Source organism: Flavobacterium sp. NLM, from assembly GCF_002210235.1.
In the GTDB taxonomy this organism is placed as follows: Bacteria; Bacteroidota; Bacteroidia; order Flavobacteriales; family Flavobacteriaceae; genus Flavobacterium; species Flavobacterium panici.
Window position 1 is genome coordinate 245,802 of the sequence record NZ_LIAC01000004.1, and the last position, 19,416, is coordinate 265,217.

The 19,416-nt window shown below is 34.1% G+C and carries 32 protein-coding genes; 31 read left to right on the forward strand and 1 reads right to left on the reverse strand.

Annotation, left to right across the window (positions count from 1 at the left end):
* Position 1: 1 nt before the first annotated feature.
* The 31 genes from rplW to ctlX all read left to right on the forward strand — a co-directional run bounded on the left by rplW (position 2) and on the right by ctlX (position 18,568).
* The gene (gene rplW / locus APR43_RS06465) at positions 2–292 is read left to right on the forward strand and encodes a 50S ribosomal protein L23 (RefSeq protein ID WP_012022489.1); all 291 of its coding nucleotides are present in this window, start codon (positions 2–4) and stop codon (positions 290–292) included.
* 9 nt (positions 293–301) lie between these two features.
* Positions 302–1,126 carry a 50S ribosomal protein L2 gene (rplB, locus tag APR43_RS06470; protein ID WP_035650459.1) on the forward strand — a complete coding sequence of 275 codons (825 nt, stop codon included), beginning with the start codon at positions 302–304 and terminating at the stop codon, positions 1,124–1,126.
* Positions 1,127–1,132: 6 nt separating this feature from the next.
* Positions 1,133–1,411, forward strand: coding sequence for a 30S ribosomal protein S19 (gene rpsS, locus APR43_RS06475; RefSeq protein WP_012022488.1), 279 nt, complete (start codon positions 1,133–1,135; stop codon positions 1,409–1,411).
* A gap of 6 nt (positions 1,412–1,417) precedes the next feature.
* On the forward strand, positions 1,418–1,831 hold the full coding sequence (gene rplV / locus APR43_RS06480) for a 50S ribosomal protein L22 (protein ID WP_007803631.1): 414 nt from the start codon (positions 1,418–1,420) through the stop codon (positions 1,829–1,831).
* A gap of 5 nt (positions 1,832–1,836) precedes the next feature.
* Positions 1,837–2,595: a 30S ribosomal protein S3 gene (gene rpsC, locus APR43_RS06485; protein WP_012022487.1), complete on the forward strand. Its 759-nt coding sequence runs from the start codon at positions 1,837–1,839 to the stop codon at positions 2,593–2,595.
* A 19-nt stretch (positions 2,596–2,614) separates the two neighbouring features.
* Positions 2,615–3,040 carry a 50S ribosomal protein L16 gene (gene rplP / locus APR43_RS06490; protein WP_017495016.1) on the forward strand — a complete coding sequence of 142 codons (426 nt, stop codon included), beginning with the start codon at positions 2,615–2,617 and terminating at the stop codon, positions 3,038–3,040.
* A gap of 12 nt (positions 3,041–3,052) precedes the next feature.
* Complete coding sequence (gene rpmC / locus APR43_RS06495; protein WP_008464297.1) at positions 3,053–3,244, forward strand: 50S ribosomal protein L29; 192 nt, start codon at positions 3,053–3,055, stop codon at positions 3,242–3,244.
* Between the two features lie 17 nt (positions 3,245–3,261).
* Positions 3,262–3,522 (forward strand): 30S ribosomal protein S17, encoded by a 261-nt coding sequence (rpsQ, locus tag APR43_RS06500; RefSeq protein ID WP_007803646.1) that lies wholly within the window; start codon positions 3,262–3,264, stop codon positions 3,520–3,522.
* A 2-nt stretch (positions 3,523–3,524) separates the two neighbouring features.
* Positions 3,525–3,893, forward strand: coding sequence for a 50S ribosomal protein L14 (rplN, locus tag APR43_RS06505; protein ID WP_007803649.1), 369 nt, complete (start codon positions 3,525–3,527; stop codon positions 3,891–3,893).
* An 11-nt stretch (positions 3,894–3,904) separates the two neighbouring features.
* Complete coding sequence (rplX, locus tag APR43_RS06510) at positions 3,905–4,219, forward strand: 50S ribosomal protein L24 (protein WP_053470828.1); 315 nt, start codon at positions 3,905–3,907, stop codon at positions 4,217–4,219.
* 2 nt (positions 4,220–4,221) lie between these two features.
* The gene (gene rplE / locus APR43_RS06515) at positions 4,222–4,773 is read left to right on the forward strand and encodes a 50S ribosomal protein L5 (protein ID WP_017495015.1); all 552 of its coding nucleotides are present in this window, start codon (positions 4,222–4,224) and stop codon (positions 4,771–4,773) included.
* 3 nt (positions 4,774–4,776) lie between these two features.
* On the forward strand, positions 4,777–5,046 hold the full coding sequence (gene rpsN, locus APR43_RS06520; protein ID WP_008464305.1) for a 30S ribosomal protein S14: 270 nt from the start codon (positions 4,777–4,779) through the stop codon (positions 5,044–5,046).
* Positions 5,047–5,125: 79 nt separating this feature from the next.
* Complete coding sequence (gene rpsH / locus APR43_RS06525; protein WP_029272051.1) at positions 5,126–5,524, forward strand: 30S ribosomal protein S8; 399 nt, start codon at positions 5,126–5,128, stop codon at positions 5,522–5,524.
* 18 nt (positions 5,525–5,542) lie between these two features.
* Positions 5,543–6,085, forward strand: coding sequence for a 50S ribosomal protein L6 (rplF, locus tag APR43_RS06530; protein WP_053470829.1), 543 nt, complete (start codon positions 5,543–5,545; stop codon positions 6,083–6,085).
* A gap of 11 nt (positions 6,086–6,096) precedes the next feature.
* On the forward strand, positions 6,097–6,447 hold the full coding sequence (gene rplR, locus APR43_RS06535; protein WP_053470830.1) for a 50S ribosomal protein L18: 351 nt from the start codon (positions 6,097–6,099) through the stop codon (positions 6,445–6,447).
* 3 nt (positions 6,448–6,450) lie between these two features.
* Positions 6,451–6,975: a 30S ribosomal protein S5 gene (gene rpsE, locus APR43_RS06540; RefSeq protein WP_085950926.1), complete on the forward strand. Its 525-nt coding sequence runs from the start codon at positions 6,451–6,453 to the stop codon at positions 6,973–6,975.
* A gap of 12 nt (positions 6,976–6,987) precedes the next feature.
* Positions 6,988–7,170 carry a 50S ribosomal protein L30 gene (rpmD, locus tag APR43_RS06545; protein WP_017495010.1) on the forward strand — a complete coding sequence of 61 codons (183 nt, stop codon included), beginning with the start codon at positions 6,988–6,990 and terminating at the stop codon, positions 7,168–7,170.
* An 11-nt stretch (positions 7,171–7,181) separates the two neighbouring features.
* Positions 7,182–7,634, forward strand: coding sequence for a 50S ribosomal protein L15 (rplO, locus tag APR43_RS06550; protein ID WP_017495009.1), 453 nt, complete (start codon positions 7,182–7,184; stop codon positions 7,632–7,634).
* A gap of 13 nt (positions 7,635–7,647) precedes the next feature.
* A complete protein-coding gene (gene secY, locus APR43_RS06555) occupies positions 7,648–8,994 on the forward strand; it encodes a preprotein translocase subunit SecY (RefSeq protein WP_053470831.1) in 1,347 nt (448 codons plus the stop codon).
* Positions 8,995–9,001: 7 nt separating this feature from the next.
* Complete coding sequence (infA, locus tag APR43_RS06560; RefSeq protein ID WP_007136545.1) at positions 9,002–9,217, forward strand: translation initiation factor IF-1; 216 nt, start codon at positions 9,002–9,004, stop codon at positions 9,215–9,217.
* Positions 9,218–9,229: 12 nt separating this feature from the next.
* Positions 9,230–9,346: a type B 50S ribosomal protein L36 gene (gene ykgO, locus APR43_RS06565; protein ID WP_002987490.1), complete on the forward strand. Its 117-nt coding sequence runs from the start codon at positions 9,230–9,232 to the stop codon at positions 9,344–9,346.
* A gap of 2 nt (positions 9,347–9,348) precedes the next feature.
* Positions 9,349–9,723, forward strand: a complete 375-nt coding sequence (gene rpsM / locus APR43_RS06570) for a 30S ribosomal protein S13 (protein ID WP_012022478.1) — start codon at positions 9,349–9,351, stop codon at positions 9,721–9,723.
* Positions 9,724–9,731: 8 nt separating this feature from the next.
* Positions 9,732–10,115, forward strand: coding sequence for a 30S ribosomal protein S11 (gene rpsK / locus APR43_RS06575; protein WP_053470832.1), 384 nt, complete (start codon positions 9,732–9,734; stop codon positions 10,113–10,115).
* A gap of 90 nt (positions 10,116–10,205) precedes the next feature.
* Positions 10,206–10,811 (forward strand): 30S ribosomal protein S4, encoded by a 606-nt coding sequence (rpsD, locus tag APR43_RS06580; RefSeq protein ID WP_029272055.1) that lies wholly within the window; start codon positions 10,206–10,208, stop codon positions 10,809–10,811.
* Between the two features lie 21 nt (positions 10,812–10,832).
* Positions 10,833–11,825, forward strand: coding sequence for a DNA-directed RNA polymerase subunit alpha (locus APR43_RS06585; RefSeq protein WP_008464329.1), 993 nt, complete (start codon positions 10,833–10,835; stop codon positions 11,823–11,825).
* 62 nt (positions 11,826–11,887) lie between these two features.
* Positions 11,888–12,379: a 50S ribosomal protein L17 gene (gene rplQ / locus APR43_RS06590; RefSeq protein ID WP_053470833.1), complete on the forward strand. Its 492-nt coding sequence runs from the start codon at positions 11,888–11,890 to the stop codon at positions 12,377–12,379.
* Positions 12,380–12,621: 242 nt separating this feature from the next.
* Positions 12,622–13,740 (forward strand): glutamine-hydrolyzing carbamoyl-phosphate synthase small subunit, encoded by a 1,119-nt coding sequence (gene carA / locus APR43_RS06595; RefSeq protein ID WP_053470834.1) that lies wholly within the window; start codon positions 12,622–12,624, stop codon positions 13,738–13,740.
* A 102-nt stretch (positions 13,741–13,842) separates the two neighbouring features.
* Entirely contained in the window at positions 13,843–15,135 is a 1,293-nt protein-coding gene (eno, locus tag APR43_RS06600) for a phosphopyruvate hydratase (protein ID WP_053470835.1), read from the forward strand.
* 156 nt (positions 15,136–15,291) lie between these two features.
* Positions 15,292–16,569: a citrate synthase gene (locus APR43_RS06605; protein WP_053470836.1), complete on the forward strand. Its 1,278-nt coding sequence runs from the start codon at positions 15,292–15,294 to the stop codon at positions 16,567–16,569.
* A 63-nt stretch (positions 16,570–16,632) separates the two neighbouring features.
* Entirely contained in the window at positions 16,633–17,547 is a 915-nt protein-coding gene (locus APR43_RS06610) for a dimethylarginine dimethylaminohydrolase family protein (protein ID WP_053470837.1), read from the forward strand.
* Positions 17,548–17,632: 85 nt separating this feature from the next.
* Positions 17,633–18,568, forward strand: coding sequence for a citrulline utilization hydrolase CtlX (gene ctlX / locus APR43_RS06615; protein WP_053470838.1), 936 nt, complete (start codon positions 17,633–17,635; stop codon positions 18,566–18,568).
* An 81-nt stretch (positions 18,569–18,649) separates the two neighbouring features.
* Here the strand turns inward: ctlX and APR43_RS06620 are convergent, their stop codons facing one another.
* The gene (locus tag APR43_RS06620) at positions 18,650–19,276 is read right to left on the reverse strand and encodes a MarC family NAAT transporter (RefSeq protein ID WP_053470839.1); all 627 of its coding nucleotides are present in this window, start codon (positions 19,274–19,276) and stop codon (positions 18,650–18,652) included.
* Between the last annotated feature and the right edge of the window lie 140 nt (positions 19,277–19,416).

Below are 19,416 nucleotides of genomic sequence, written 5' to 3' on the forward strand. Positions count from 1 at the left end.
TATGAGTATCATAATTAGACCTATAGTAACAGAAAAAGTAACCAAAGAAAGTGAAGTTCTAAACCGCTTCGGATTCGTTGTTGACAAAAAAGCTAACAAAGTTCAAATTAAGAAAGCTGTTGAGGCTGCTTATGGAGTAACTATCGTTTCAGTTAACACAATGAATGTGAGACCAGATAGATCTACTAAATACACTAAAAGTGGTTTAATCAGTGGAAAGACAAATGCAATTAAAAAGGCAATTGTTCAAGTACAAGAAGGAGAAACAATTGATTTTTACAACAATATCTAAGATAGAAAAATGTCAGTAAGAAAATTAAAACCTATTACCCCAGGTCAGCGATTTAGAGTTGTGAATGGTTATGACGCCATTACAACTGATAAGCCGGAACGCTCTTTGATAGCGCCGATAAAAAACTCTGGAGGTAGAAATAGTCAAGGAAAGATGACCATGCGTTACACGGGTGGTGGTCACAAGCAGAGATATCGTATTATTGATTTCAAAAGAACTAAAGATGGAATTCCAGCTACAGTGAAATCAATCGAATACGATCCAAATCGTACTGCATTTATCGCTTTATTAGCTTATGCTGATGGAGAGAAAACTTATGTAATTGCTCAAAACGGATTGAAAGTTGGACAGAAATTAGTTTCTGGTCCAGAATCTCAACCTGAAATTGGTAATACATTACCTTTAAGCAGAATTCCTCTTGGAACTGTTATATCTTGTATTGAGTTACGTCCAGGACAAGGAGCGGTTATTGCTCGTTCAGCTGGAACTTTTGCTCAGTTAATGGCAAGAGACGGGAAATACGCAACAATTAAAATGCCATCTGGTGAAACAAGATTAATCTTGTTAACTTGTTCGGCTACAATTGGAGCTGTTTCTAATTCTGACCACCAATTAGTTGTATCTGGAAAAGCAGGTAGAACAAGATGGTTAGGAAGAAGACCTAGAACTAGACCAGTAGCGATGAACCCAGTTGATCACCCTATGGGAGGTGGTGAAGGACGTTCTTCTGGAGGGCACCCACGTTCAAGAAACGGATTGCCAGCTAAAGGTTACAGAACTCGTTCTAAGAAAAACCCGAGTAACAAGTATATCGTAGAACGTAGAAAGAAATAATAAGATATGGCACGTTCATTAAAAAAAGGACCTTTCGTTCATTATAAATTAGACAAGAAAGTTCAGGAAAACGTAGAAAGTGGTAAAAATAGTGTAGTAAAGACTTGGTCTAGAGCTTCTATGATTACTCCGGATTTCGTTGGACAAACTATCGCAGTTCATAACGGTCGTCAATTTGTACCAGTTTACGTAACAGAAAACATGGTAGGTCACAAATTAGGAGAGTTTTCACCAACTAGATCTTTTAGAGGTCATGCTGGAGCAAAAAATAAAGGTAAAAAATAAGAAGCAATGGGAGTTCGTAAAAGAGAAACAGCAGATGCGAGAAAAGAGGCTAATAAGTCTATTGCTTTCGCAAAATTGAATAACTGCCCTACTTCACCTAGAAAAATGCGCTTAGTAGCGGACTTGGTAAGAGGTCAGAAGGTAGAAAGAGCACTTAACATTTTAAGATTCAGTTCTAAAGAAGCTTCAAGAAAATTAGAAAAACTATTATTATCTGCAATCAACAACTGGGAGCAAAAAAATAGTGAAGGTAATTTAGAAGAAGCTGGATTATTTGTTAAAGAGATCAGAGTAGATGGTGGAATGATGTTGAAAAGACTTCGTCCAGCTCCACAAGGTCGTGCACACAGAATAAGAAAACGTTCTAACCACGTTACAATCGTGCTTGGAGCTATCAATAACACACAAAGCAATTCTTAAGCAGCATGGGACAAAAGACAAATCCAATTGGAAATAGACTTGGTATCATCAGAGGGTGGGACTCAAACTGGTATGGTGGAAATGATTACGGTGATAAACTTGCCGAAGATCACAAAATCAGAAAGTATATCCACGCTCGTTTATCAAAAGCTAGTGTATCAAAAGTAATCATCGAGAGAACTTTGAAACTTGTAACCGTTACTATCACTACTGCTAGACCTGGTATCATTATCGGAAAAGGCGGACAAGAGGTAGACAAGTTAAAAGAAGAACTTAAGAAAGTTACTGACAAAGAGGTTCAAATTAACATCTTTGAAATTAAAAGACCTGAGTTAGATGCTTATCTTGTGGCGACAAGCATCGCTCGTCAAATCGAAAGCCGTATCTCTTACAGACGTGCAATTAAGATGGCTATTGCAGCTTCTATGCGTATGAATGCAGAAGGTATTAAAGTTTTGATTTCTGGTCGTTTGAATGGTGCTGAAATGGCACGTTCAGAAGGTTTCAAAGAAGGTAGAATTCCTCTATCAACTTTCAGAGCTGATATTGATTATGCTTTGGCTGAAGCTCACACTACTTACGGTAGAATGGGTATCAAAGTATGGATTATGAAAGGTGAAGTTTATGGAAAGAGAGATCTTTCTCCACTTGCTGGAATGGATAAAAAACAATCTGGTACTGGCGGTGGTAAAGGTGGAGATGCCCCTAGAGGTAAATCTAACTTTAATAAAGGTGGAAAACCAGACGCTCGTAAAAGAAAGTAAATTTTTAAACTAAAGAAAAATGTTACAGCCTAAAAGAACAAAATACCGTAAGGTACAAAAAGGTAAAATGAAAGGTAACTCTCAAAGAGGGCATGAACTTTCAAATGGAATGTTTGGTATTAAATCTGTACATGAAGATGGAATGTTCTTAACTTCTCGTCAAATCGAAGCTGCGCGTATCGCTGCAACTCGTTACATGAAGAGAGAGGGACAATTATGGATTAAAATATTTCCAGACAAACCTATCACTAAGAAACCTCTTGAAGTACGTATGGGTAAAGGTAAAGGAGCAGTTGAGTATTGGGCTGCTGTTGTTAAACCAGGAAGAATTATGTTTGAAGTTGGAGGAGTTCCATTATCAGTTGCAAAAGAGGCTTTACGTCTTGCAGCTCAGAAACTTCCAGTAAAAACTAAATTCGTCGTTGCTAGAGATTTCGAAGCATAATTTATATTTATTATGAAACAATCAGAAATAAAAGATCTTTCTGCAGCGGAGTTGCAAGAAAAGCTTAGTCAAACTAAGAAAGTATATGCTGACCTAAAAATGGCTCACGCTATATCTCCAATTGCTAACCCACTTCAAATTAGAAGCGTTAGAAGAACAGTTGCAAGATTGGCTACAGAGTTAACTAAAAGAGAGTTACAATAATTGTATTCTGCTGAAAGATGGAAGAAAAAAGAAATTTAAGAAAAGAAAGAATAGGTGTTGTTACTTCAAATAAAATGGATAAATCTATTGTTATTGCTGAAGTAAGAAAAGTAAAACACCCATTATACGGTAAGTTCGTGTTGAAAACTAAGAAATATGTTGCACACGACGAAACAAACGACTGTAACATTGGAGATACTGTAAGAATTAGCGAAACGCGTCCTTTAAGTAAAACAAAATGTTGGAGATTAGTTGAAATCTTAGAAAGAGCTAAATAATTATGGTACAACAGGAATCAAGACTAAAAGTAGCAGATAACACGGGAGCAAAAGAAGTTTTAACTATCCGTGTTTTAGGAGGTACCAAAAGAAGGTATGCCTCTGTTGGTGACAAGATTGTAGTATCTATTAAAGATGCAACTCCAAACGGTAACGTGAAAAAAGGAGCTGTTTCAACTGCAGTTGTTGTACGTACCAAAAAAGAAGTGAGAAGAGCTGATGGTTCTTATATCCGTTTCGATGACAATGCATGTGTTCTTTTGAATGCTGCAGGGGAAATGAGAGGAACTCGTGTTTTTGGTCCGGTAGCAAGAGAACTTCGTGAAAAACAATTCATGAAAATTGTATCATTAGCACCAGAAGTGCTTTAATTCGTTTTAAGATGATAAAGCTAAAAATAAAATCAGGAGATATCGTAAGAGTTATTGCTGGAGACCATAAAGGTGCTGAAGGTAAAGTTTTACGTGTTTACCGTGAGAAAAATAAAGCGATAGTTGAAGGTGTAAACCTGGTTTCAAAACATACAAAACCAAGTGCTAAAAACCCTCAAGGTGGTATCGTTAAGAAAGAGGCTTCTATTCAAATTTCTAACATTTCTCTAATTGATCCTAAAACTAAGGAAACAACTAGAGTAGGTATTAGAGTAGAAGGAGATAAGAAAGTAAGATTTTCAAAAAAATCTAATCAAGTACTATAGTAATGGCATATACACCTAGACTAAAAGAAGAATATAAGAGTAGAGTAATCTCTGCTCTTAAAGAAGAGTTCGGATATACAAACGTTATGCAAGTTCCAAAACTTGAAAAAATCGTTTTGAGCCGTGGAGTTGGTGCAGCTGTATCTGATAAAAAACTTATTGACTATGCGGTTGATGAGTTGACAAAGATCACTGGACAAAAAGCAGTATCTACAATTTCAAAGAAAGACGTTGCGTCATTCAAATTGAGAAAAGGGATGCCTATTGGAGCAAAAGTTACTTTACGTGGTGAAAGAATGTATGAGTTTTTAGATAGACTTATTACTTCTGCTTTACCGCGCGTTAGAGATTTTAGTGGTATCAAAGCTACTGGTTTCGACGGAAGAGGTAACTACAATCTTGGGGTTTTGGAGCAAATCATTTTCCCGGAAATTGATATTGACAAAGTAAACAAAATCTCAGGAATGGATATTACATTTGTTACTACTGCAAAAACAGACAAGGAAGCAAAGTCATTATTGGCTGAATTAGGATTACCTTTTAAAAAGAATTAAGATATGGCTAAAGAATCAATGAAAGCCCGTGAGGTGAAAAGAGAAAAAACGGTAGCTAAGTATGCTGAAAAGAGAAAAGCTTTATTAGAAGCTGGAGACTATGAAGGTTTACAAAGATTACCAAAAAACGCTTCACCTGTTCGTTTGCACAACCGTTGTAAATTGACTGGAAGACCAAGAGGTTATATCCGTCAATTCGGTATTTCACGTGTAACTTTCCGTGAAATGGCTAACAATGGATTAATTCCAGGTGTTAAAAAAGCCAGCTGGTAATTTAAAAAAAGTTTATAAATTGATTAAAGGTTCAGGAGGCAGAGTGCTTCCTGAAAACCATAATCGCAATCAAATACATATGTATACAGATCCTATTGCAGATTATTTGACTAGAGTTCGTAACGCTGTGGCTGCAAACCACAAAGTTGTTGAAATTCCAGCTTCTAATCTTAAAAAAGAAATAACTAAGATCTTATTTGATCAAGGTTATATCTTAAGTTACAAATTTGAAACGAACACTGTTCAAGGTTCTATCAAAATTGCTTTAAAGTACGATAAAGATACTAAAGAGCCTGTAATTAAAGATATCCAAAGAATTAGTAAACCAGGTTTACGTAAGTATGCTGGTGCTGCCAAATTACCGAGAATCCTTAACGGATTAGGAATTGCTATTGTTTCTACTTCAAAAGGTCTTATGACTGGAAAACAAGCAAAACAATTAAATGTAGGTGGTGAAGTAATTTGTTACGTATACTAATTTTAAACACTAGATAAGATGTCAAGAATAGGTAAAAGCCCAATTGTAATCCCTGCTGGTGTAACTGTAGAAGTTAAAGACGGTATTATTACAGTAAAAGGAAAAAAAGGTCAATTAGTTCAGGAGTTTTCGGACGTTAATGTAACTGTTGAAGGCGATCAAGTTTTAGTTGAAAGATCGTCTGATCATAAAGACCACAGAGCAAAACACGGATTATTCAGATCTTTGATCAATAATATGATTGTGGGTGTTTCTGAAGGTTTCACAAAAGAACTAGAATTAGTTGGAGTTGGTTATAGAGCTTCAAACCAAGGTCAAAAATTAGATTTAGCTCTTGGATATTCTCACAATATTGTTTTAGAAATTGCTCCAGAAGTATCTTTAGAAACAATATCTGAAAAAGGTAAGAACCCAATCGTAAAATTAACATCATTTGATAAACAACTTTTAGGACAGGTTGCTGCGAAAATCAGAGGTTTCCGTAAGCCTGAGCCATACAAAGGAAAAGGTGTTAAATTTGTGGGTGAAGTATTAAGAAGAAAAGCAGGTAAATCAGCTTAAAAAATAAGATTATGTCATTAACAAAATCTGATAGAAGACAGAGAATTAGATTCAGAATTAGAAAATCGATTAGTGGTACTGCTGCTAACCCAAGACTATCTGTATTTAGAAGTAACAAAGAAATTTACGCTCAACTTATTGATGATGTAAATGGAGTTACTATTTTAGCTGCATCTTCAAGAGAAAAAGAAATAGGAAAAGGTACTAACGTTGAAGTAGCTGCTGCTGTTGGAAAACTAGTTGCAGAGAAAGCGTTAAAAGCTGGGATCGAAACAATCACTTTTGATAGAGGTGGTTATTTGTATCACGGTCGTATTAAATCATTAGCAGAAGGCGCAAGAGCGGCTGGACTTAAATTCTAATATATTATGTCTAAATACAAAAATGTAGAATTGGTAAAACCAAGTGGTCTTGAACTTAAAGATCGTCTGGTAAGTGTTAATCGTGTTACTAAAGTTACAAAAGGTGGTAGAGCTTTCGGTTTTTCTGCTATTGTAGTTGTAGGTGATGAAAACGGAGTAGTTGGTCACGGATTAGGAAAATCTAAAGATGTTTCTGAAGCAATTGCGAAAGCAGTAGAAGATGCTAAGAAAAATTTAGTGAAAATTCCTTTGAATGGACAATCTGTTCCTCACGAACAAAAAGGTAAATTTGGTGGTGCGCGTGTATTCTTAATTCCTGCTTCTCATGGTACAGGAGTTATTGCTGGTGGAGCTGTTCGTTCAGTTCTTGAATCAGTAGGTATTCACGACGTATTATCTAAATCTCAAGGATCATCAAATCCTCATAACGTAGTTAAGGCAACTTTTGATGCTTTATTACAAATGAGAAGCGCTCACACTGTTGCAAAACAAAGAGGTGTTTCTTTAGAAAAAGTTTTTAAAGGTTAATTCAAGGAAATTATGGCTAAATTATTAGTAAAACAAGTAAGAAGCAAAATCAACTGCCCTCTTTCTCAAAAAAGAGGATTAGAAGCTTTAGGTCTACGTAAAATGGGACAAGTTGTAGAGCATGATTCAAACCCTGCTATCCTTGGTATGATAAACAAAGTTAAACACTTAGTTTCTGTTGAAGAAGCTAAATAACAAATACTGTTATGAATTTAAGTAACTTACAACCAGCTGAAGGGTCAACGCACAATCAAAATAAAAGATTAGGTAGAGGAGAAGGTTCTGGAAAAGGTGGTACTTCTGCAAGAGGTCACAAAGGAGCAAAATCTCGTTCTGGTTATTCTAAAAAGATTGGTTTTGAGGGAGGACAAATGCCACTTCAAAGACGTGTACCTAAGTTTGGTTTCACAAACATCAATCGTAAAGAATACGAAGGTGTTAATTTAGATACGCTTCAATTATTAGTAGACAATGGTGTGATTACTGATTCTGTTTCTATGACAGATTTCGTAGCAAATCGTCTAGCTACCAAAAATGAAATCGTTAAGATTTTAGGTAGAGGAGAATTGAAAGCAAAATTAAAAGTAACTGCCCACAAATTTACTGCTACTGCAAAAGCTGCTATTGAAGCTGCTGGTGGAGAAGCTGTAACTATATAACTTATCTATTAAGATGAAGAAATTTATTGAATCAATAAGTAATGTTTGGAAAATCGAAGAACTGAAAAACAGAATCTTAATTACATTAGGATTGCTTTTGGTATATCGTTTTGGTGCACATGTAACGCTGCCTGGAATTGACGCAACTCAATTAACAGGTTTAGCGGGACAAACTAAAAATGGTTTAGGATCTATCCTAGACATGTTTACAGGAGGTGCTTTCTCTAAAGCTTCAGTTTTTGCTTTAGGTATTATGCCTTATATTTCTGCATCTATTGTTGTTCAGTTAATGGGAATTGCGATTCCTTATTTGCAAAAACTTCAAAACGATGGAGAGAGTGGTAGAAAAAAGATTAACCAAATCACTCGTTGGTTGACTATAGCTATTACACTGGTTCAAGGTCCAACTTATATCTATAATTTATACAGAACGTTACCTGGAAGTGCATTCTTACTAGGATTTAATTCACCTGAATTTTTGTTCTCTTCTGTTATCATCTTAGTTACTGGTACAATTTTTGCTATGTGGCTTGGGGAAAAAATTACAGATAAAGGTATTGGAAATGGAATTTCATTATTAATTATGGTTGGTATCCTAGCTCGTTTACCGCAAGCTTTTATTCAAGAGTTTACAACGAGAGTTACCAATAACAATGGAGGTCCAATGTTGTTAGTTATTGAAATTATTGTGTGGTTATTGGTAATCATTTCTTGTGTATTGCTTACAATGGCAGTACGTAGAATCCCGGTTCAATACGCTCGTCGTACTACAACTGGTGACTATGAGCAAGATTTAGCAGGTGGTAACAGACAATGGATTCCTCTTAAGCTTAATGCTTCTGGGGTTATGCCTATCATTTTTGCTCAGGCAATTATGTTTATCCCTGCAGCAGTAGCTGGATTGTCTAAATCAGACACATCACAATCTATTGTTGGTGCATTTAGTAATATGTTTGGTTTCTGGTATAATTTTGTTTTTGCAACTTTAATTATTGTATTTACATTCTTTTATACTGCGATCACTGTACCTACTAACAAAATGGCTGATGATTTAAAAAGAAGTGGTGGTTTTATTCCTGGAGTTCGTCCTGGAGCTGAAACTTCTGAATTTCTTGATAAAGTGATGTCTTTAATAACTTTCCCAGGATCTTTATTCCTTGCTTTGATTGCTGTGTTCCCAGCTATTGTTGTAAGTATTATGGATGTACAACAATCTTGGGCAATGTTTTTTGGAGGTACCTCATTAATAATTATGGTTGGAGTTGCGATAGATACTATTCAACAAATCAATTCATACTTGTTAAACAAACATTATGATGGTTTAATGAAGACTGGTAAAAATAGAAAAGCAGTAGCTTAATATATTTATGGCAAAACAATCAGCAATAGAACAAGACGGATCAATCATTGAAGCATTATCTAATGCGATGTTCCGTGTGGAGTTAGAAAATGGACATATTGTAATTGCTCATATTTCTGGAAAAATGCGTATGCATTATATCAAGTTATTACCTGGTGATAAAGTGAAACTAGAAATGAGTCCTTACGATTTGTCAAAAGCAAGAATTACTTATCGATATTAAAGGATATTCACTATGAAAGTTAGAGCATCAGTAAAAAAGAGAAGTGCCGAGTGCATTATCGTGCGTAGAAAAGGAAGATTGTACGTGATAAACAAAAAGAATCCTAGATTTAAACAAAGACAAGGATAATTATGGCAAGAATAGCAGGGGTAGATATCCCAAAAAACAAGAGAGGTGTTATAGCACTTACCTACATCTTCGGATTAGGAAAAAGTAGAGCTATTGAGATTTTAGAGAAAGCTCAAGTTAGCCAAGATAAAAAAGTTCAAGATTGGAATGATGACGAGATCGGAGCGATTCGTGATGCTGTTTCATTTTACAAAATTGAAGGAGAGTTACGTTCTGAAGTTTCTTTGAACATCAAGCGTTTAATGGATATTGGTTGTTATAGAGGAATTCGTCATAGATCTGGTCTTCCATTAAGAGGTCAAAGAACTAAAAACAACTCTAGAACTAGAAAAGGAAAAAGAAAAACTGTTGCTAACAAGAAAAAAGCAACTAAATAATAAGTAATATGGCTAAAGCAACTGCAAAAAAACGTAAAGTTATCGTTGAATCAACGGGTGAAGCTCATGTTTCTTCTACTTTTAACAATATTATTATTTCTTTGACAAATAAGAAAGGTGAAGTTATTGCTTGGTCTTCAGCTGGAAAAATGGGTTTCAGAGGTTCTAAAAAGAATACTCCGTACGCAGCTCAAATGGCAGCAGAAGATTGTAGTAAAGTAGCTCTTGAGGCTGGACTTAAAAAAGTAAAAGTTTATGTAAAAGGACCAGGAAACGGACGTGAGTCTGCTATCCGTTCTATTCATAACGGTGGAATTGAAGTTACTGAGATTATCGATGTTACTCCAATGCCTCACAACGGATGTCGTCCTCCAAAAAGACGTAGAGTTTAATACTCAAAAATTTATAGTATAACCTAGATTGAAAATAGATTATCGAAGGATAAGACCTGAATTCATAATCTCAATCTTAAACAATTCAAAATGGCAAGATATACTGGTCCTAGTACAAGAATCGCCCGTAAATTTGGCGAAGCAATCTTCGGAGATGATAAATCTTTCGAAAAAAGAAATTACCCACCTGGACAACACGGGATGGCTAAAAAAAGAGGAAAAAAATCTGAGTACGCTGTTCAGTTAATGGAAAAGCAAAAAGCTAAATATTCTTATGGAATTTTAGAAAAACAATTCAGAAATTTATTCGAAAAAGCATCAGCTACTAAAGGAGTTACTGGTGAAGTTTTATTACAACTATGTGAAGCAAGATTAGATAATGTTGTTTTTAGAATGGGAATTGCTCCATCTAGAAGAGGTGCTCGTCAAATAGTATCTCACAGACACATTACAGTAAACGGTGAAGTTGTTAATATTCCTTCTTACCACCTTAAGCCTGGTGATAAAGTTGCAGTTCGTGAAAAATCTAAATCTTTAGAGGCTATCGAGCGTTCTTTATCAAATTCAAGTCATGTTTATGAATGGATTACTTGGAACAATGATCTTAAAGAAGGAACTTTTGTTTCTGTACCTGCGAGACTTCAAATTCCAGAAAACATTAAAGAACAATTAATCGTAGAGTTGTACAACAAATAATAATTGACTTAGTCGAAATTTATGGCAATATTTAATTTTCAAAAGCCCGATAAAGTTATCATGATCGATTCAACCGATTTTGAAGGTAAATTCGAATTTAGACCTTTAGAACCTGGTTATGGATTGACAGTTGGTAATGCACTTAGAAGAGTTTTGCTTTCAGCGTTAGAAGGTTATGCAATTACATCTGTTCGTATCGAAGGTGTAGATCATGAGTTTTCTACTATTTCAGGTGTTGTTGAAGATGTTACCGAAATTATCCTTAATCTAAAGCAAGTACGTTTCAAACGTCAGATAGAAGATATCGATAATGAATCAGTTACTATTTCTGTTTCTGGTAAAGATCAATTAACAGCAGGTGATTTTCAAAAATTTATCTCAGGTTTTCAAGTTTTGAATCCAGACCTTGTTATCTGTAATTTAGATTCTAAAATCAAATTGAACTTCGATTTAACAATCGAAAAAGGTAGAGGATACGTTCCTGCTGAAGAGAACAAAAAACAAAATGCTGCAATTGGAACGATTTTTACAGATTCTATTTTTACTCCGGTAAAAAATGTAAAATATGCAATCGAAAATTTCCGTGTAGAGCAAAAAACAGATTACGAAAAGTTAGTTTTTGAAATCAAAACTGATGGATCGATTAATCCAAAAGATGCTCTTACTGAAGCTGCTAAAGTTTTAATTCACCATTTCATGTTGTTTTCTGATGAAAGAATTACACTTGAGGCTGACGAAATTGCACAAACAGAATCGTATGATGAAGAGTCATTGCATATGAGACAATTGCTTAAAACTAAGCTTGTTGATATGGATTTATCTGTAAGAGCATTAAATTGCTTGAAAGCGGCTGAAGTTGATACACTTGGTGATTTAGTATCGTTCAATAAAAATGACCTAATGAAATTCCGTAATTTTGGTAAAAAATCTTTAACTGAACTTGATGAACTTGTTGCAGTGAAGAATTTAACTTTCGGAATGGATTTAGCTAAATACAAATTAGATAAAGAATAATTTACTTCATATTTTGCTCTCCATAGTGGATTGTAGCAAGATGAAGATAAAAAAAACACGTCATGAGACACGGAAAAAAATTCAACCACTTAAGCAGACAGACTGGACATAGAAAAGCTATGTTGGCTAATATGGCTTGTTCTCTTATCGAGCACAAACGTATTAACACTACTGTTGCTAAAGCTAAAGCGCTTAAACAATTTGTTGAGCCTTTAATCACAAAATCAAAAGAAGATACGACTCACAACCGTCGTATTGTTTTTGCTTACTTACGCAGCAAATATGCAGTAACTGACTTGTTCAGAGATGTAGCAGCTAAAGTTGGTGACCGTCCAGGTGGATACACTCGTATCATTAAAGTTGGAAATCGTTTGGGAGATAACGCTGATATGGCGATGATCGAACTTGTAGATTTCAATGAACTTTACAATGGAGGTAAAAAAGAAGTTAAAAAAGCTAAAAGCCGTCGTGGTGGTAAAGCTAAGAAAGCTGAAGGTACTGCTCCTGAAGCTCCTGCTGCTGAATCAGAATCGACTACTGAAGCTTCTGAATAATTATGAAAGTAATGATTCTATAGAAATCAAGGATAAGCTAATTTTTAGTTTATCCTTTTTTTTTGATTTTTTTTAGAAGAGTAAAATTTAACTTATTTCAGTGTCAAGGTTTTATTTTTATGAATGAAAAATTTAAAAAATCTTGGCAGCACTCTTTTAAAGAAGTAAATTTGCAAAATATCTAATTACAAATGAAACATCAAAAGTTTCATAAGACGATTAAAAACAATACAAATTAAAGAATGAAATACACAACACGACAAAGCGCCATTTTATTACTAAGTGATGGAACTATTTTTCATGGTAAATCTATCGGAATCAGCGGTAAAACTTTTGGTGAAGTTTGTTTTAATACTGGAATGACCGGATATCAGGAGATTTTTACAGACCCTTCTTATTTTGGTCAAATTATGGTTGCGACTAATCCGCATATTGGTAATTATGGTGTTAATGATTTAGAAGTAGAATCAGACAGCATCAAGATTGCTGGTTTGGTTTGTAAAAACTTTAGCTTTAATTATTCTAGAGAAGGTGCTTCTGGAAGTCTGGAAGATTACTTTACGAAACAAAATCTGATTTGTATTTCTGATGTTGATACAAGAGCACTTGTAAGTTATATTCGTGACAATGGAGCAATGAATGCTGTTATTTGTACAGATGGAACTTCAATTGAAGATTTGAAAAAGGAATTAGCAAATGTTCCTGATATGGAAGGTTTGGAATTAGCTTCAAAAGTATCTACAACTGAGCCTTATTTTGTTGGAGATGAAAATGCAACCTATAAAATTTCGGCGCTTGATCTTGGAATCAAAAAGAATATTCTTAGAAACCTTGCAAAAAGAGACTGCTACATTAAAGTTTTTCCATACAATTCAACTTATGAAGATTTGAATTCGTTTAATCCAGATGGGTTTTTCTTATCAAATGGGCCTGGAGATCCAGATCCTTTATTTGGAGCGATTGAAGTTGCAAAGAAAATCCTTGCCGAGGATAAGCCTTTATTTGGAATCTGTTTAGGACATCAGGTAATTGCTTTGGCAAATGGTGTTCAGACTTATAAAATGTTTAATGGGCATCGCGGGATTAACCATCCGGTAAAAAATATTATTACAGGAAAAGGTGAAATTACTTCTCAAAATCATGGTTTTGCTGTAAAGAAAGAGCAATTAGATAATCACCCTGATTTAGAAATTACACATTTACATTTAAATGATGGAACTGTTGCAGGTATGAGAATGAAAAATAAGAATTGTTTTTCAGTACAATATCACCCAGAAGCAAGTCCGGGACCGCACGATTCGTCATATTTATTTGATCAATTTGTTGAGAATATAAAACTGACTGTGTCTAAAACGATGTAGTTAATAAATAAAGGTGTTTAGTAAAGAAAATTCGTTTTTAATATTAAATATTTTTCTAATTTCGAAAAAAAATCTATAATCTATTAATAAAAAACAAAAATAATGAGTATTATAATTAAAGTTCACGCAAGACAAATTTTGGATTCCAGAGGAAATCCTACTATTGAGGTTGATGTAGTAACTGAAAACGGAGTTTTAGGAAGAGCTGCAGTTCCATCTGGAGCATCAACTGGAGAACACGAAGCTGTTGAATTACGTGATGGAGGTAAGGCTTATCTTGGAAAAGGAGTTTTGAATGCAGTGAACAATGTAAATACTGTTATTGCTGAGGAATTAGTTGGGACTTCTGTTTTCGAACAAAATACAATTGATCAATTAATGATCGATTTAGATGGGACTCCAAATAAATCTAAATTAGGAGCTAATGCAATTTTAGGTGTTTCTTTGGCTGCTGCAAAAGCTGCTGCTAACGAACTTGGGTTACCTTTATACAGATATGTAGGTGGAGTTTCTGCTAATACCTTACCTGTTCCAATGATGAACATCATTAATGGAGGTTCTCACTCTGATGCGCCTATCGCATTCCAGGAATTTATGATTTTCCCTGTAAAAGCAACTTCTTTTACACATGCTATGCAAATGGGAACTGAAATTTTCCACAGCTTGAAAAAAGTTTTACACGACAGAGGTTTAAGTACAGCTGTTGGTGATGAAGGTGGTTTTGCTCCAAATTTAGCAGGTGGTACTGAAGATGCTTTAGATACTATCAAATTAGCGGTTGAAAAAGCTGGATATACTTTTGGTGACGAAATTATGATTGCCCTTGACTGTGCTGCTTCTGAGTTTTATGTAAACGGTAAATACGATTATACTAAATTTGAAGGAGAAACTGGAAAAATCAGAACATCTGAAGAGCAAGCTGATTATTTAGCTGAACTTGCTGCTAAATATCCAATTATTTCTATCGAAGATGGTATGTATGAAGATGACTGGGATGGATGGAAATATTTAACTGAAAAAATTGGAAATAAAGTACAATTAGTAGGTGATGATTTATTTGTTACTAATGTTGCGCGTTTGTCAACTGGTATTGAAAAAGGAATCGCTAATTCAATCCTTGTAAAAGTAAACCAAATTGGAACTTTAACAGAAACTATCGCTGCAGTAAATATGGCTAAAAATGCTGGTTATACTTCAGTAATGTCTCACCGTTCTGGAGAAACAGAAGATAACACAATTGCTGATTTAGCAGTTGCTTTAAACTGTGGACAAATTAAAACCGGTTCTGCTTCTCGTTCTGATCGTATGGCAAAATACAATCAATTATTAAGAATCGAAGAAGAGTTAGGAAGTACTGCTTATTTCCCAGGATTAAACGCTTTCAAGATCAAATAATCGTAAGAGTTATATGTTGAAAAGAAACCATTCGGATTAACGAATGGTTTTTTTTTGGAGTTTTAACAAATTCATAGCAGGATTCTTTTTTTAGTTAGTCTTAAATTCCTTAGATTTGATAAATTATTATTTTATAGAATTATTTCCGATTATATTATGTCAAAAATAGCTACATTAGAAGTAGATGGTCAAAAAATTGAACTTCCGGTAATTACAGGAAGCGAAAATGAATCAGCTATCGATATTAACAAATTACGTGATTTAACAGGTATTATTACAATTGATCCGGGATATAAAAACTCTGGATCTTGTAAAAGTGAAATCACTTTCTTAGACGGAGAATTAGGAATTTTACGTTACAGAGGATATTCAATCGAAGACTTAGCTGAAAAGGCTAGTTTTTTAGAAGTTTCTTATCTTTTGATTTTCGGAGAATTACCAACAGCTCAGGAATTAGAGCAGTTTGAAAATGGTATTAAAAAACATACTTTGGTAAACGAAGAAATGAAAAATATCATTGATGGTTTTCCAAAAACAGCTCACCCAATGGGAGTTTTATCTGCTTTGACAAGTGCTTTAACAGCATTTAACCCAAAAGCAGTTAATGTAGACAATGAAAAAGAAATGTACGAAGCCATTTGTAAAACAATGGGTAAATTTCTTGTAATTGCTACTTGGACTTATAGAAAATCTATGGGTTATCCATTAAATTATTACGATAACACAACAGGTTATGTAGATAATTTTATGCAGTTAATGTTTAAATTACCTACAGGACCTTATTCAGCAAATCCTGTTGTAGTTGATGCTTTAGATAAATTATTTATTCTTCATGCAGATCACGAGCAAAACTGTTCGACATCTACAGTAAGAATGGTAGGTTCATCTCATGCTGGTTTATTCGCTTCTATTTCTGCAGGAGTTTCTGCTCTTTGGGGACCACTTCATGGAGGGGCTAACCAAGCAGTTCTTGAAATGCTTGAGGAAATTAATAAAGACGGTGGAGATACTGATAAATTCTTAGCAAAAGCTAAAGATAAAAATGATCCATTCCGTTTAATGGGATTTGGTCACAGAGTTTATAAAAACTTTGATCCAAGAGCAAAAATCATCAAAAAAGCAGCTAAAGAAGTTTTGGAAACTTTAGGTGTTGAAGATCCGATTTTAGAAATTGCTAAAAAATTAGAAGCAGCAGCCCTTGAAGATGATTACTTCAAATCAAGAAATTTATATCCAAACGTTGATTTCTACTCTGGAATTATTTACAGAGCATTAGGAATTCCAACGGATATGTTTACTGTTATGTTTGCTATCGGAAGACTTCCAGGCTGGATTGCACAATGGAAAGAAATGCGTGAAAATAAAGAGCCAATAGGAAGGCCAAGACAAATTTATACTGGACATCCTTTAAGAGACTTTAAGTCTAATAAATAAAAAAACTAAAGCTTTACTTAACTGTAAAGCTTTTTTTATCTTTGTCAAAAATATAATAAAGTTATGTTGCAATTAAATGTAAAGAACGAAACTTCAAGATTGCGTGCTGTAGTTTTGGGTTCAGCCGTTCATAATGGGCCAACTCCTTCATTAGAAGAGGCCTATGATCCTAAATCATTGGAACATATTAAAGCCGGAACATATCCAATCGAAAAAGATATGGTTGCTGAAATGGATGCTTTTAATGCTGTTTTTCAGAAATACGATGTAACTGTTTATCGTCCTGAAATGATTGAAAATTACAATCAAATTTTTGCCAGAGATATAGGATTTGTAATTGATGATGTTTTCATAAAATCAAATATTTTACCAGATCGTGAACGCGAGTTAGATGCAATTCAATATGTGATTGATCAAATTGATGCAATAAAAGTTGTACGCCCGCCAGAAGAAGTTCACATTGAAGGCGGCGATGTTATGCTTTGGAATGATCATATTTTTATTGGAACATACAAAGGAAGTGATTACAAAGATTATATTACTGCCAGAACAAATATGCATGGCGTAAATTATATTAAAGAATTGTTTCCAAATAAAATTGTGAAAGAATTTGATTTGGTTAAATCGAAGTTAGAAGCTCGTGACAATGCCTTGCATTTAGACTGCTGTTTTCAACCTGTTGGAAAAGATAAAGGAATCATTTATAAAAGAGGTTTCCGTGAAGAAGCAGATTATTTGTATTTGGTAAATCTTTTCGGAAAACAAAACTTATTTCATATTGAAAGAGAAGAAATGTACAATATGTTTTCAAATGTATTTTCGATTGATAAAGATGTTGTTGTTTCTGAGAAAAACTTTACCAGATTAAATAACTGGCTTCGAGCAAATGGTTTTACTGTAGAAGAAATTCCATATGCAGAAATTGCAAAACAAGAAGGTTTATTGAGATGTTCAACTTTGCCATTAATTAGAGACTAAAATAGTTGTTTCAAGTTCTAGGTTTCAGGTTTCAAGTTGTTGTAACCTGAAACTTGAAACCTCAAACAAAATAAAAGTATAAAAAATGAAACAAACAACAAATGCAATTGTAATGATACGGCCTGTTGCTTTCAGAATGAATGAACAAACAGCTGTAAATAATTATTACCAAAAAGTATTAGACGGATTATTACCAAGTACAGTGAATGCAAAAGCACAGCAAGAGTTTGATACTTTTGTTGAAAAACTAAGAGCTGTTGGTGTTGACGTGACCGTAATTGAAGATAATTTGGAAACTGATACTCCAGATAGTATTTTTCCAAACAATTGGGTTTCATTTCACGAAAATGGAGATGTCGCACTTTATCCTATGTTTGCAGAAAATCGTCGTTTAGAGCGCCGTGAAGATATATTAGATACTTTAGAAGAAAAAGGTTTCGAAATTTCTAATATAATGGATTATACATCTGCAGAAGATGATGGTTATTTTTTAGAAGGAACCGGAAGCTTACTTTTAGATCGTGCCAATGCAAAAGCATATTGTGCATTATCGCCTCGTGCTGACGAAGAATTGTTTATTGAGTTTTGTGAAGATTTTGATTATGCTCCGGTAATTTTTGAAGCTTTTCAAACTGTTGACGGTGATCGTAAATTGATATATCATACCAATGTTATGATGTGTTTAGGTGAAACTTTCGCAGTTATTTGTGCAGATTGCATCGATGATAAAAAAGAGCGTAAAATGGTTCTTGATAATCTAAAAGATGATAAAAAAGAAATTATTCTAATTACAGAAGATCAGGTTAATAATTTTGCCGGAAATATGTTGGAAGTTCGAGGAACGAATGATAAAAAATATATCGTTATGAGTGCATCAGCTCATCAAAGTTTAACTCCAAAACAAATTCAACAATTAGAAAAACACGCTGAAATTTTAAGTTCGAGTTTAGATACAATTGAAGCTTGTGGTGGCGGAAGCGCAAGATGTATGATGGCTGAAGTGTTTTTACCAAGAAATTAAAATTAGTCTATAAAATAAAAAAAGGGATATAAACACTAAGTTTTTATCCCTTTTTTGTTTTTGTATAAATATGGAAACATTTTAAAAATTTCCTTTTATAATATTTACGATCGAACTTACGATATATTGAATTCCGATAGAAATTACAATAAAACCAACAATTCTGGAGATTGCTACAATTCCTGATGCTCCTAAAATTCTTGCCAGATAATGTGCGCTTTTAAGAATAACAAAAATAACGACGGCAATTGCTAAAATTGCAAGACAAGAAAAAATGATTTCCTCCACTTGATGATGTTCCTGATAAAATGCAATTAATAAAGAAATAGATCCTGGTCCAGCAAGCATTGGGATTGCTAATGGAGTTAAAGCAATATCATTTCTTTGCTGTACTTCGTTTTCAATTTTTTTATTGATCCCTCGTTTTTTATTGAATTTACCGGAAAGTAATGAAAAACCAGAATTAACAATCACGATTCCGCCTGCAATTCGAAGTGCATCAATACTTATTCCGAAAAAAGTTAAAACGTATTGGCCAATAAAAAAAGAAACCAATAAGATAATACCAACATTTATGGCAGTCCATAAAGAAATTCTAGAGCGTTCTTTTTGAGAATCATGCTGCGTTAATCCAACAAAAATGGGAACTGTCCCAATTGGGTTTAGTACTGAGAAAAGTGCAGCAAATAGGTAAATAAATAAATCCATATAATATTGGTTAGTGAAGTAAAAATAGTCAAATTTAATACTTGGGTGTAAATTTATATTATGATATTATTTTTTACAGTCAATATTCTAAATCAATAGAATAAATTATGCTCGTCCTTTTTGACTACTTTTGTGGAATA